General features: G+C 65.8%; 9 protein-coding genes and 1 tRNA gene. 6 read left to right on the top strand and 4 right to left on the bottom strand.

What is annotated here, in order from left to right; genetic code table 11:
• Window positions 1–9 precede the first annotated feature (9 nt).
• Window positions 10–2,340, bottom strand: a complete 2,331-nt coding sequence (gene rnr / locus SRAH_RS06505; protein WP_232841004.1) for a ribonuclease R — start codon at window positions 2,338–2,340, stop codon at window positions 10–12.
• A gap of 50 nt (window positions 2,341–2,390) precedes the next feature.
• On the opposite strand from rnr, the gene SRAH_RS06500 reads away from it, so the two are divergent.
• Window positions 2,391–2,475, top strand: a tRNA-Leu gene (locus tag SRAH_RS06500).
• Between the two features lie 129 nt (window positions 2,476–2,604).
• On the opposite strand, the gene rimO is transcribed toward SRAH_RS06500, so the two are convergent.
• Both rimO and phaR read right to left on the bottom strand, forming a co-directional pair.
• A complete protein-coding gene (rimO, locus tag SRAH_RS06495) occupies window positions 2,605–4,038 on the bottom strand; it encodes a 30S ribosomal protein S12 methylthiotransferase RimO (protein ID WP_045476479.1) in 1,434 nt (477 codons plus the stop codon).
• A 62-nt stretch (window positions 4,039–4,100) separates the two neighbouring features.
• Entirely contained in the window at window positions 4,101–4,613 is a 513-nt protein-coding gene (gene phaR / locus SRAH_RS06490; RefSeq protein ID WP_029462540.1) for a polyhydroxyalkanoate synthesis repressor PhaR, read from the bottom strand.
• 266 nt (window positions 4,614–4,879) lie between these two features.
• On the opposite strand from phaR, the gene SRAH_RS06485 reads away from it, so the two are divergent.
• From SRAH_RS06485 to SRAH_RS06465, 5 genes are all read left to right on the top strand, one after another.
• Entirely contained in the window at window positions 4,880–5,428 is a 549-nt protein-coding gene (locus SRAH_RS06485; protein ID WP_029462539.1) for a GbsR/MarR family transcriptional regulator, read from the top strand.
• The gene (locus SRAH_RS06480) at window positions 5,421–6,818 is read left to right on the top strand and encodes a cytochrome ubiquinol oxidase subunit I (protein WP_045476477.1); all 1,398 of its coding nucleotides are present in this window, start codon (window positions 5,421–5,423) and stop codon (window positions 6,816–6,818) included. Before SRAH_RS06485 ends, SRAH_RS06480 begins: the two co-directional genes overlap by 8 nt.
• Before the next feature lies 1 nt (window position 6,819).
• Window positions 6,820–7,842, top strand: coding sequence for a cytochrome d ubiquinol oxidase subunit II (locus SRAH_RS06475; RefSeq protein ID WP_029462537.1), 1,023 nt, complete (start codon window positions 6,820–6,822; stop codon window positions 7,840–7,842).
• 93 nt (window positions 7,843–7,935) lie between these two features.
• Window positions 7,936–8,679 (top strand): 3-oxoacyl-ACP reductase FabG, encoded by a 744-nt coding sequence (gene fabG, locus SRAH_RS06470; RefSeq protein WP_029462536.1) that lies wholly within the window; start codon window positions 7,936–7,938, stop codon window positions 8,677–8,679.
• 213 nt (window positions 8,680–8,892) lie between these two features.
• Window positions 8,893–11,673, top strand: a complete 2,781-nt coding sequence (locus SRAH_RS06465) for a cation-translocating P-type ATPase (RefSeq protein WP_082210102.1) — start codon at window positions 8,893–8,895, stop codon at window positions 11,671–11,673.
• Window positions 11,674–11,752: 79 nt separating this feature from the next.
• Here SRAH_RS06465 and SRAH_RS06460 read toward each other — a convergent pair.
• Window positions 11,753–12,635 (bottom strand): radical SAM protein (locus tag SRAH_RS06460; RefSeq protein ID WP_029462534.1); only part of this gene is annotated, 883 nt, incomplete at its 5' end.

Here is a 12,635-nt window from a genome sequence, read left to right as displayed (position 1 = left end):
GTCGGATGGTCATCGTTTGCCCTTTTTCGTCTTGCCTGCACCCCGTGTGGCCGAGGCCGCAGGTGTGCCAGCCGCCCGGGGCACCTCGCGCACCGCCTTGCGGGTGCGCTTAGGCGCGTATTGTGCCTCAGGCGTGGCCGCTGCGCGCGTCCGCTTGGCTTTGCGCGGGGCGGGGTCCGCAGCAACGGCGGCGGCCGCATCCCCCGGCTCCTGACCCGGGTTGGCCGCTTTACCAACACCCCGTTCGCGGGGCTCACGCGTCTCACGCGGCGGGCGCCGCGCCGACTCGTCGCCGGTGACGAGCCGGAAGTCGATCCGGCGCCCGTCCAGATCGACCCGGCTCACCTGCACGTTCAAGCGCGAACCCAGGGCATGGCGGATTCCGGTGCGCTCGCCGCGCAGCTCCTGGCGCGCCTCGTCGTAGCGGAAGTACTCGCCGCCCAGCTCGGTGATGTGCACCAGCCCTTCGACATACAGGTTGTCGAGCGTCACGAACAAGCCAAAGCTGGTGACGGCGCTGATGACGCCGACGAACTCCTCGCCCAGGTGCTCGCGCATGTACTTGCACTTGAGCCAGGCCTCGACGTCGCGGCTGGCCTCGTCGGCACGGCGCTCGTTGGCGCTGCAATGCAGGCCCGCCGCCTGCCAGCCCAGGGCCTCGGCGCTGCGCGCTTGGGGGGCGGCCCCAGCGTCTGCGGCCGCGCCCTTGCCCGCCAGCCGCTTGGACAACTTGGCCTGCGCCTCGCCCGGCGTGGGCAGCGTGGGCAAGTGGTAGCGGCGCTCGGCCAAAATGGCTTTGATAAGGCGGTGCACCAGCAGATCGGGGTAGCGCCGGATCGGGCTGGTGAAGTGGGTGTAGGCCTCGAATGCCAGCCCGAAGTGGCCGCTGTTGTGCGGGGTGTAGATGGCTTGCTGCATCGAGCGCAGCAGCATCTGGTGAATTTGCGCCGCGTCCGGGCGCTCTTGGGTGGCGGCGGCAAGCTGCTGAAAATCTTTGGGCTGCGGCTGCTCCGGGAGGCTTTGCGTCACGCCCAGCGCTTTCAGGTACTGGCGCAGGGTTTCGATCTTCTCGGGTGTCGGGCCCTCGTGCACCCGGTACAGCCCCCACTGCTTGCCCTGGGCGATGAACTCGGCCGCGCAGACATTGGCCGCCAGCATGGTTTCTTCGATCAGCTTGTGCGCCTCGGTGCGCACACGGGGCACAATTTTCTCAATGCGCCCGACTTCGTCGCAAACGATCTGCGTCTCGACGGTCTCGAAATCCACCGCACCACGGCGCTGGCGTGCGCTCAGCAAGCCCCGATAGACCTCGTGCAGGTGCAGCAGGTGCGGCACCAAGGCGGCGCGCTGCTGCGCCTGCGGGCCCCGGGTGTTTTGCAAAATCGCCGCCACCTCGGTGTAGGTCAGGCGGGCGTGGCTGAACATCACGGCCGGATAGAACTGGTAGGCGTGCACCTCGCCCTGGGCGTTGATGAGCATGTCGCACACCAGGCACAGGCGCTCGACCTGCGGGTTGAGCGAGCACAGGCCGTTAGAGAGCTTTTCCGGCAGCATCGGGATCACGCGGCGCGGAAAATAGACCGAGGTGGCGCGATCGTAGGCGTCGGCGTCGAGCGCGTTGCCGTTTTCCACGTAGTGGCTGACATCGGCAATCGCCACCAGCAGCCGCCAGCCCTTGCTGCGCCCGACGCGCGCCGGCTCGCAATAGACCGCGTCGTCGAAGTCGCGCGCGTCCTCGCCGTCGATCGTCACCAGCGGGATGTCGGTGAGGTCGATGCGGCCTTTGCGGTCAGTGGCGCGCACGTGCTCGGGCAAGCCGCGCGCCTGCGCCAGCGCGGCATCGCTGAACAGGTGTGGCACGCCGTATTTGCGCACCGCGATCTCGATTTCCATGCCGGGGTCGTCGATCTCGCCCAGCACCTCTTTGACGCGCCCCACCGGCTGCCCAAACAAGGCCGGCGGCTCGGTCAGCTCGACCACCACCACCTGCCCCGCTTGCGCCGCCCCGGTGGCCCCCTTGGGGATGAGCACGTCTTGGCCGTAGCGCTTGTCTTCGGGCGCCAGCAGCCAGATCCCGCCTTCGTGCAGCAGGCGCCCGATCAAGGGTGCGCTGGAGCGCTCGATGATTTCGGTCACGCGCCCCTCGGGCCGCCCGCGCCGGTCGTGCCCGATGATGCGCGCCTTGACGCGGTCGCGGTGCAGCACGGCGCGCATCTCGTTGGGCGAGAGGTAGAGGTCGGGCTGGCCGTCGTCGCGCTGCACGAAGCCGTGGCCGTCGCGGTGGCCGTTCACCACGCCGTCAAACTCGGTCAGCAGTGGGTTTTGGATTTTTTCTTTCACTCGTTTTTTCACTCGTTTTGGATCATGCTATACTAGCGGCTTATCTGAAAGCCCAGGTGGCGGAATTGGTAGACGCACTAGTTTCAGGTACTAGCGCTGAGAGGCGTGGAGGTTCGAGTCCTCTCCTGGGCACCACACACGGCAAAGAGCCTGCACATTGAACCACATTCAAGTGCAGGCTTTTTTCTTGCCTGCCTGTCAGCGCTGGCAAGCAAGCGCGCCGCCCAGCCGCCTTCAGGCCGTTGGCGCGCCGCTGCCAGCCCCTCAAAGCGGCAATCCCACCAAGTCGTGTCCCTCGGCGGCCACGATGCGCGCGCGCACCAACTCGCCCACCCGGTAGCTCTGGCTGGCTTTTTGCGTCGGCAACAGGCGCACCTGGCCGTCGATCTCGGGCGCGTCGGCGTAGCTGCGCCCCACCCCGCCCTTTTTGCCCAAGCTGTGCGCCTGGTCCACCAGCACCTGCATGGTGGCCCCGACGCGGCGCTGCAGGCGCGCGGTTGATACGCTTTCGGCGGCCGCCATGAAGCGCGCCCGGCGCTCGTGGCGCACGGCATCGGGCAGGGCACCGGGCAGCGCGTTGGCGGCCGCCCCTTGCACTGGCGAGTAGGCAAAGCAGCCAGCGCGGTCGATCTGAGCTTGCGCCACAAAATCGAGCAGGTGCTCAAACTCGGCCTCGCTCTCGCCCGGGAAACCAGCGATGAAGGTGCTGCGCAGCACCAGTTCGGGGCAGAGCTCGCGCCAGCGCTGGATGCGCTCCAGATTGCGCTCGCCGCTGGCTGGGCGCTTCATGCGCCGCAGCACATCCGGGTGGCTGTGTTGCAGCGGCACGTCGAGGTAGGGCAGCACCAGCCCATCGGCCATGAGCGGCAAAATCTCGTCCACATGCGGATACGGGTAAACGTAGTGCAGCCGCACCCAAGCCCCGTGCGGTCGCGCCAGCTCGCCCAGCGTGCGCACCAGGTCAAACAGCTTGCTCTTGATCGGCCGCCCATCCCAAAAACCGGTGCGGTACTGCACATCGACGCCGTAGGCCGAGGTGTCCTGGCTCACCACCAGCAGCTCTTTGACCCCGGCCTCGAACAGCTTGCGCGCCTCGGTCAGCACCTCGCCCACCGGACGGCTCACCAAGTCGCCGCGCAGCGAGGGGATGATGCAAAAGGTGCAGCGGTGGTTGCAGCCTTCGCTGATTTTCAGGTAGGCGTAGTGGCGCGGCGTGAGCTTGACGCCCACGCCCTCGATCGCCGCCGACGGGCGTGCCGGCAGCAAATCCAGAAATGGGTCGTGCGGCGGCGGTGGCAGGTGCTGGTGCACGGCCTGCATCACTTCCTCGGTGGCGTGCGGTCCGGTGACGGCCAGCACCGATGGGTGCATCTGGCGCACCAGGTTGGCCCCGTCCTCGCCTTGGCGCGCCCCCAAGCAGCCGGTGACCAGCACCCGGCCGTTGGCGGCCAAGGCCTCGCCAATGGCGTCTAGGCTTTCTTGCACCGCTTCGTCGATGAAGCCGCAGGTGTTGACGATCACCAGATCGGCCCCTTGGTAGCTCTTGCTGGTCTGGTAGCCTTCGGCGTGCAGGCGGGTGAGGATGAGCTCGGAATCGGTCAGGGCTTTGGGGCAGCCTAGGCTGACGAAGCCCACTTTGGGCGCAGGCCGGTGGGCTGGTGTGGCCGGGGGGGCCAAAGGATCAAGGGTTGCACTCATGCTCCGATTGTCTCAGCTTCGCCTCAACCCGGGCGGCACCGTTGTTGCAGGAGCCTGGGCACTCAGCGCTTGAGGCCAAAAGCCGCCAGCATCTGCTCTTGCATCTGCGCCAGCGCGTGCTGCGACTGGCTGTAGTAGTTGCCCAGCATCAGCGGGGCCTGCGCTTTCACGAACTGCTGCCACAGCTCGGGCGTGAGGTCTTTGGCCTGGTCGGCCATTTTTTGCTGCACATCCATGAAGATTTGCAGGTTTTTTTCTAGGTAGTGACCCATATTGGCCTGCATCGAGTGGCCGTAGAAGCGGATCAGGTTGGCCAGCAACTTCTCGGAAAACAGCGGCACACCGGCGCTTTCTTCTTCCAGAATGATTTGCAGCAGGATGCTGCGCGTGAGGTCTTCGCCGCTCTTGGCGTCGCGCACCACAAAGGGCTGCACCCGCATCACCAGATCCTTGACTTCGGCCAGCGTGATGTAGGCCGAGGTTTCGGTGTCGTAGAGGCGGCGATTGGGGTACTTTTTGATCACGCGCAGCGACGGACCGGACGGGGGCGCTTCTAAAGCCTGGGGGTCTTGCACGGTGCGGGCTTTCTGGGCAGTGTGAATGGCGATTGGAAGGCAGCTGAAAGGCGGTATCGGCCTGCGGCGCAGAGGCAAATGGGTGCGCGACCCACACCCCGCCACCAGGGCCTGTGTGAACTGTGCCCCATTGTAGAGGCAGAGCCTCCCTGGGTTGCAGACCAAGGGTGCTGAGCAGCCCGCACCCATCACCCCAAACACTGGTCAGGCTTGAGGTTAATCAACAAAACCTAGAATTTCACAAATTTCTGAAATCACAGCAATCCATGAACACACCTCTGGTCCAACGCTTCGTGCTGCACTTTGGCGAGATGGGCAGCCGCTGGGGCATCAACCGCACCGTGGGGCAGATTTATGCCCTGTTGTTCGTCTCGCCGCAACCCCTGAACGCCGAAGACATTGCCGACGCACTGGGCTTTTCGCGCTCCAACGTGAGCATGGGCCTCAAAGAGCTGCAAAGCTGGGGCTTGGTGCGCTTGCAGCACCTGCCGGGCGACCGGCGCGAGTATTTTTCTTCGCCAGAAGACGTGTGGGCGATCTTTCAGACCCTGGCCGAGCAGCGGCGCAAGCGCGAAGTGGACCCGACCCTGACGATGCTGCGCGACGCGCTGCTGGAACCGGTAACCGACCCGGTGGACAAGCACGCCCAGGGCCGCATGCGTGAAATGCATGAACTCATCGAATTGGCCACCGGCTGGTTCGAGGAGGTGCGCGAAATGGACCGCGAGCGCGTGGTTGAGCTGATGAAGCTGGGCCGCAAGGTGGGCAAGTTGCTCGATGCCCGGGATCGATTCATTGGAGGCAAAAATGCTTGATTTCCTCGACCCGCTGCTGCTGGCGCGCATCCAATTTGCCGCCAACATCAGTTTTCACATCCTGTTTCCCACCATCACCATCGGCTTGGCGTGGGTGCTGCTGTTCTTTAAGTGGCGCTACCACCGCACCGCAGACATGAAGTGGATGGACGCCTACGCCCTGTGGGTGAAGGTGTTTGCGCTCAGCTTTTCGCTCGGGGTGGTGAGCGGCATCATCATGAGCTTTCAGTTCGGCACCAACTGGCCGGGCTTTATGAACACCTTTGGCAACATCGCCGGTCCGCTGCTGGCCTACGAGGTGCTGACGGCCTTTTTCATCGAGGCCATTTTTGTGGGCATCATGCTGTTTGGCTTCAAGCGCGTCAGCAACCGGGTGCACACCCTCTCAACCCTGATGGTGGCGCTGGCCACCACCCTGTCGGCATTCTGGATTTTGGTGCTCAGCTCGTGGATGCACACCCCAGCCGGCTTTGAGATGCGCGACGGCGTGGCGCACGCCACCGACTGGTGGGCCATCATCTTCAACCCCTCCTTCCCCTACCGCTTCTCGCACATGATGGTGGCCTCGTTCCTGACCGTGGCGTTCCTGATCGCCGGCCTGTCGGCGTGGCGCTGGCTGCGCGGCGACCGCTCGGCGGCGGTGCTGGCCACTTTGCGCACCGGGGTTTTCATGGGCGCGCTGCTGATTCCCTTGCAAATTTTTATCGGCGACCTGCACGGCCTGAACACCGTCAAATACCAACCGGCCAAGATTGCCGCCATCGAAGCCATCTGGGAAACCGAGCGCGGGGTGCCGCTGGTGCTGTTTGGCTTGCCCGACGAGGAGGCGCGCACCACCCACTTTGCCATCGAAATCCCCAAGCTGGCCTCCCTCATCCTCACCCATGAGCTGGATGGCGAGCTCAAGGGTTTGAACGAATTCGAGGGCCAGCACCCGCCCGTGGCGGTGGTGTTTTGGTCGTTTAGGGTGATGGTGGGCATCGGCGTGGCCATGCTGGTGGTGGGCTTTTGGGCTGCATGGCGCTTGCGTCGCCAAGGCAGCGAGCCCACGGTGCTGTTGGCGCGCGTGCTGCTTTTGATGACTTTTTCGGGCTGGGTGGCGGTGCTGGCCGGCTGGTACACCACCGAAATCGGGCGCCAGCCTTGGATGGTGCAAGGGCTGCAACTGGTGGCCGACGCGGCCGGCCCTGTGCCAGGCCCCCAGATCGCCCTGACGCTGATGGGCTACCTGCTGCTCTACGCCGTGCTGCTGACGGCATATGTCGCAGTGTTGTTCCGCTTGGCCAAAAAGGCGGGCGCCGCCGAGTTGCCGCCGCCAACTGCGGATGCAGACCCTCGCCCGGCCCCCCAAGCCCCACCCCTTGCCATGCTGGAGCCCAAAGGTGTTTGATATGCCCGACCTGATGACGCCGGCCGGCTGGTTGCCGCTGGCCTTCTACCTGCTGCTCGGCCTGAGCATGCTGGCTTACGTGATACTGGACGGATACGACTTGGGCGTGGGCATCTTGCTGCGCCGCGCCACCGACCCACACAAAGACCTGATGATTGCCTCGATCGGCCCCTTTTGGGACGCCAACGAAACCTGGCTGGTGCTTGGGGTGGGCCTGCTGATGGTGGCGTTCCCACTGGCGCATGGAGTGATTCTGACCGCCTTGTACCTGCCGGTGGCGCTGATGCTGCTTGGGCTGTGCCTGCGCGGCGTGGCGTTTAAGTTTCGCTCCAAGGCCGCACCCGAACACAAGGCGGGCTGGAACCAGGCTTTCTGGGCCGGTTCGCTCATTGCCACGCTGGCCCAAGGCTATATGCTGGGATCGATGGTGCTGGGTTTTGCCAGTGGCTGGGCTGCTTTTGCCTTTGCCAGCCTGATTGCAGTCTGCCTGGTGGCGGGCTACTGCCTGCTCGGGGCCGGCTGGCTGATCTTTAAGACCACGGGCGCGCTGCAACAACAGGCGCTGCGCTGGGCCAAGGCCAGCCTGGGCTGGACCGCGCTGGGCATTGCGGCGGTGTCGCTGGCCACACCCTTTGCGTCGGAACGCATTTTCGACAAGTGGTTCAGCCTGCCGTGGCTGGTGCTGCTGGCCCCGATTCCGCTCATGACGCTGCTGCTGTTTTACCTAATCTGGCGCAGCCTGGCCCGGTTGCCGACCCGGCTGCAGCAAGGCAACGAGTACGGCACGGCAGTGCCCTTTGCGGCCACGGTGGGCATTTTCCTGCTGGCTTTTTACGGCCTAGCCTACAGCCTGTTCCCCTACCTGGTGATGGACCGCATGACGCTGTGGCAAGCCGCCGCCTCGCCCGAGGCCCTGTGGCTGATCTTTCTGGGCGCCTGCGTGATGCTGCCGATCATCATCGCTTCGTCGCTGTTTGTGTACCGGGTGTTTGGGGGCAAGGCACAGGTGGCGGATTACACCTGAGGGGCAGCCTAGCATGGCCGGCAATCAGCTTGGCGCAAGGCTGTTGTGCTAGCTTCCTGTGCTTGGCCTCAACCACCCCTGCCCCTACAGCCTATGAAACGCTTGCAAGATAAAGTCTGCCTCATCACCGGTGCCGCCCAAGGCATCGGGGCCGCCACCGCCCTCAAGTTTGCCGCCGAAGGCGCGCGCGTGGTGGTCTGTGACCTGCGCCAGAGCGCCATCGACGAGGTGGTGGCGCAGTGCCAGGCCTTGGGTGCACAGGCGCTCGGGCGCGTGCTCGACGTGACGCAGCGCGCCCAGGTCGATGCGCTGGTGGCCGAGGTGTTGCAGCATTTTGGCCGCATCGACGTGCTGGTCAACAACGCCGGCATCACCCAAGACGCCCGGCTGCAAAAAATGAGCCTGGAGCAGTTCGACCGCGTGCTCGATGTGAACTTGCGCGGCGTTTTCCATTGCAGCCAGGCGGTGGCCGACGCCATGGTGGCGCAAGGCGCGGGCGTGATCCTCAACGCCTCCAGCGTGGTCGGTATTTACGGCAACTTTGGCCAGACCAACTACGCCGCCAGCAAGTTTGGCGTGATCGGTTTCACCAAGACCTGGAGCCGCGAGCTCGGCCCCAAGGGCGTGCGCGTCAACGCGGTTGCGCCGGGCTTTGTCGACACCCCGATCCTGCGCACCATCCCCGACAAAGTGCTCAAAGAGATGGAAAGCCGGGTGCCGCTCAAGCGGCTGGCGCAACCACAGGAAGTCGCCAACGTCTATGCCTTTTTGGCCAGCGACGAGGCCAGCTACGTCAATGGCGCAGTGCTTGAGGTTTGTGGCGGCATGACGGTTTAAGCCCGCTGGAAAATGGGCAGCTAAACCCTTGGCCCACGTCTGGGGGTCTGGCCCCTGACGAGGCGGCGCTGCCACCGTTTTGTCGCAATGCTGCCAGCGTGCTGGCGTATCATGGGGCGTCCACGGCCTGCGTTTGCGCGCCGCTTGTCCATTGAGGTGGATGGAGCGGCCCGTTTTGCTCCGTCTGGTACCGAAACGCGAAAGCCCCACAACATGACTGCACCGCCCAGCTTGGCCCCCCATCCGACCCCGGCCGCCACTCCCTCCAGCCCCTCCATTCCCTCCAGCCCGCCTTGGCACACCCTGAGCGCGCCAGCCTGCGCGCAACAGCTCGGCGTGCAGGCCGCGCCGGGCTTAAGCCCCCAAGAGGCCGCACTGCGCCTGCAGCGCCACGGGGCCAACAAGCTCGCCGAAGCGCCGCCGCGCCCGGTCTGGCGCGGTTTGCTCGATCAGTTCAAGAGCATGCTGATCATCATCTTGTTGGTGGCGGCAGTGATTGCCGGCTTCATCGGCGACATCAAGAGCGTGACCGTGATCCTGGTGGTGGTGTGCTTCAACGCCGTGCTGGGCTTTTGGCAGGAGTACCGGGCCGAACAAACGCTGGCGGCACTGAAAAAAATGCTGGCCCCGCTGGCGCGCGTGCGCCGTGGCGGGCGGGTGGAGGAAATTGAAGCCAGCACCCTCGTGCCCGGCGACGTGGTGCTGCTCGAAGCCGGGGATCGGGTGCCGGCCGATGGCCGCTTGCTGGCGGCGCACAATGTGGAAATCGACGAATCGGCCCTCACCGGCGAGTCGCACACCGTGGGCAAGGATGCGGCCTTTGTGGCGCCGCTGGCAGCCCCGCTGGGCGACCGCCTGAACATGGCCTATATGAACACCGGCGTGACGCGCGGGCGCGCCGAGCTGCTCGTCACCGGCACCGGCATGGGCACCGAAATGGGGCGCTTGGCCACCATGCTGGCGCAAGCCGAAACCAGCGCCACGCCGCTGCAAAAGCAGATCGACGGGCTGGCGCGCAAGCTGGTGCTGATCGCCGCTATCGTGGTGACGGTGATCTTTGCGCTCGGCCTGTGGCGCGGCGACCCCTGGGCCCAGATGCTGCTCACCTCGCTGGCGCTGGCCGTGGCCGCCACCCCCGACGGCCTGCCCGCCGTGCTCACCGTCACGCTGGCGCTGGGCATGTTCAGCATGGCGCAGCACCGCGCCATTGTCAAGCGCATGACGGCGGTCGAGACCCTGGGCTGCACCACCGTGATCTGCTCCGACAAGACCGGCACCCTGACCCTAAACCAGATGAGCGCGCGCAGCCTGGTTTTTCGGCTGCAACGTTACACCGTCTCGGGCGAAGGCTACACCGCAGCGGGCCAGATCGTGGCCGCTGAGGCCGCCGACGGCGCCCCCCTGCCCGACTTCCTGCCCCTGCTGCACCCGGCGGCGCTGGCCAACGACAGCCGCATCCGCGACGGCCGCCTGATCGGCGACCCAACCGAGGGCGCGCTGCTGGCCTTGGCGGCCAAGGGCGGAGTGGACGCCGAGGCGCTGGCCGAGCACAACCCGCGCATCGCCGAAATCCCCTTCGATTCGGCGCACAAATTCCAAGCCACCTTCCACCACGACGGCGATCAGGTGCGCATGTTTGTCAAGGGCGCACCCGATGTGCTGCTCACCCGCGCCAGCCGCCAGCTCGGTGCCGAGGGCGAAACCGCGCTCGATGCGGCCTTTTGGCAGACCGAGAACGAGCGCCTGGCCAGCCACGCCATGCGGGTGCTGGCGGTGGCCACCAAAACCCTGCCCGCGCGCGACTTCGACCCCGCGGGCGAGCTCATGCAGCACGCCCAGGATTTGACCTTGGTCGGCTTGGTGGGCCTGATCGACCCGCCGCGCCCCGAGGCGCGCGAGGCCATCGCGCTGTGCCAGCACGCCGGCATCCAGGTCAAGATGATCACCGGCGACCACCGCATCACGGCGGCGGCGATTGCGCGCGAGCTGGGTCTGCACGGCGAGGTGATCGAGGGGCGCGAGCTCGATGCGCTCAGTGTGGAGGCGCTGGCGGCGCGCATCGACGGCATCGCCGTGTTTGCCCGCGTGGCGCCCGAGCACAAGGTGCGCATCGTGCAGGCGCTCAAGGCCGACGGCCACGTGACCGCCATGACCGGCGACGGCGTCAACGACGCCCCGGCGCTGAAACACGCCGACATCGGGGTGGCGATGGGCATCACCGGCACCGAAGTCACCAAAGAAGCCGCCGTGATGGTGCTCACCGACGACAACTTTGCCACCATCGTGCGCGCGGTGCGCGAGGGCCGCGCCATCTACGACAACATCGTCAAGTTTGTGCGCTTTCAGGTTTCGACCAACATCGGGGCTATGCAGACCGTGCTCGGCGCCAGCCTGCTGGGCCTGCCCACGCCCTTCACCGCGGTGCAGATTTTGTGGGTCAACATCATCATGGACGGGCCACCCGCCCTGAGCCTAGGGGTGGAGCCGCCGCGCATTGGCGTGATGGACGAGCCACCGCGCCGCCCGGATGCGCGCATTTTGAGCGGCAGCCGCATTGCGCAGTTGTTTTTCTATGGTTTCTGCATGTCGATCGGCACGCTGGCGCTGTTTTGGTACGCCCAGCCCAAGGGCGAAAGCTATGCGCTCACGATGGCCTTCACCACCTTCGTGCTGTTCCAGTTTTTCAACCTGTTCAACGCCCGCAGCGAGCACGGCACGGCCTTCAACCGGCAACTGTTTCGCAACCGCTGGCTGTGGATGTCGCTGGTGGCGGTGATCGGCCTGCAGATTCTGGTGGTGCACTGGGGGCCGCTGCAGGCTTTCTTCAACACCACCGATTTGAGCTTGCAGGACTGGGGCTTGGCCACGGCCGTGGCCGCCAGCGTGCTGGTGCTGGAAGAGGCGCGCAAGCTGGGGCTGCGGCTGTGGCGCGGTGACAAAGGCCGAGGCGCTGCGGCGCACACGGCCCCAGTGCCACCCAAAACCCCGGCCTGATGCATTGGCCTGATGCGCTGAGCCTGCCACCGCGCGCGGGCCTTGCGGCCCACACTGGCCGCGCCCCACCGGACCCCGATCAGCGTTTTTTCTTGGCCACCGCCACCCCGGCCCGTGGCGGCAGGCCGGTGTGCTGCGCCAGCAGCGTGCCCGGGCCCGGCGTGCCGGGGCGCACCGTGCCCGGCGTGCTGTTGCTGCGCCGTGGGCTCTGGTAGCCGCTGGCGGCGCTGCTGGGCTGAAAGCTGGGGATCAGGTGCTGGCGCCCGTTGCCGATCAGGTCGGCGCGGCCCATGGCTTTGAGCGCCTCGCGCAGCAGCGGCCAGTTGGCCGGGTCGTGGTAGCGCAAAAACGCCTTGTGCAAACGCCGCCGCTTGTCGCCCTTGACGACATCGACGCGCTCGGCGCGGGCGTCGCGGTGTATGCCCTTGAGCGGGTTGAGCCCGCTGTGGTACATGGCGGTGGCGCTGGCCATGGGGCTGGGGTAGAAGGTTTGCACCTGGTCGGCGCGAAAGCCGTTGCGCTTGAGCCACAGGGCAAGCTGCATCATGTCGGCGTCGCTGGTGCCGGGGTGGGCGGCGATGAAGTACGGGATCAGGTACTGCTTCTTGCCGGCCTCGGCGCTGTACTGCTCAAACAGCTTTTTGAAGCGCTCGTAGCTGCCGATGCCAGGTTTCATCATCTTGGACAGCGGCCCGGACTCGGTGTGCTCGGGCGCGATCTTGAGGTAGCCGCCCACGTGGTGCTGCACCAGCTCCTGCACGTACTCGGGGCTTTGCACCGCCAGGTCGTAGCGCAGGCCGGAGCCGATCAGCACCTTTTTGATGCCCGGCAGCGCGCGCGTGCGCCGGTAGATCGAGATCAGCGGCCGGTGGTCGGTGTGCAAATTGCTGCAGATGCCGGGATAGACGCAGCTCGGTTTGCGGCAGGCGGCCTCGATCTCGGGGCTCTTGCAGCCGAGCCGG

It is taken from the genome of Serpentinimonas barnesii, assembly GCF_000696225.1.
GTDB lineage: Bacteria > Pseudomonadota > Gammaproteobacteria > Burkholderiales > Burkholderiaceae_C > Serpentinimonas > Serpentinimonas barnesii.
The sequence above is the reverse complement of the archived record's forward strand: the minus strand, read 5'-3'. Positions and strand labels throughout refer to the sequence as shown.

Excerpts from the sequence above, each read along its gene's own strand:
- SRAH_RS06480 (WP_045476477.1), top strand. The coding sequence starts at position 5,421 with ATGCTTGATTTCCTCGACCCGCTGCTGCTGGCGCGCATCCAATTTGCC.
- SRAH_RS06465 (WP_082210102.1), top strand. The coding sequence starts at position 8,893 with ATGACTGCACCGCCCAGCTTGGCCCCCCATCCGACCCCGGCCGCCACT.
- SRAH_RS06485 (WP_029462539.1), top strand. The coding sequence starts at position 4,880 with ATGAACACACCTCTGGTCCAACGCTTCGTGCTGCACTTTGGCGAGATG.
- fabG (WP_029462536.1), top strand. The coding sequence starts at position 7,936 with ATGAAACGCTTGCAAGATAAAGTCTGCCTCATCACCGGTGCCGCCCAA.
- SRAH_RS06475 (WP_029462537.1), top strand. The coding sequence starts at position 6,820 with ATGCCCGACCTGATGACGCCGGCCGGCTGGTTGCCGCTGGCCTTCTAC.
- rimO (WP_045476479.1), bottom strand. The coding sequence starts at position 4,038 with ATGAGTGCAACCCTTGATCCTTTGGCCCCCCCGGCCACACCAGCCCAC.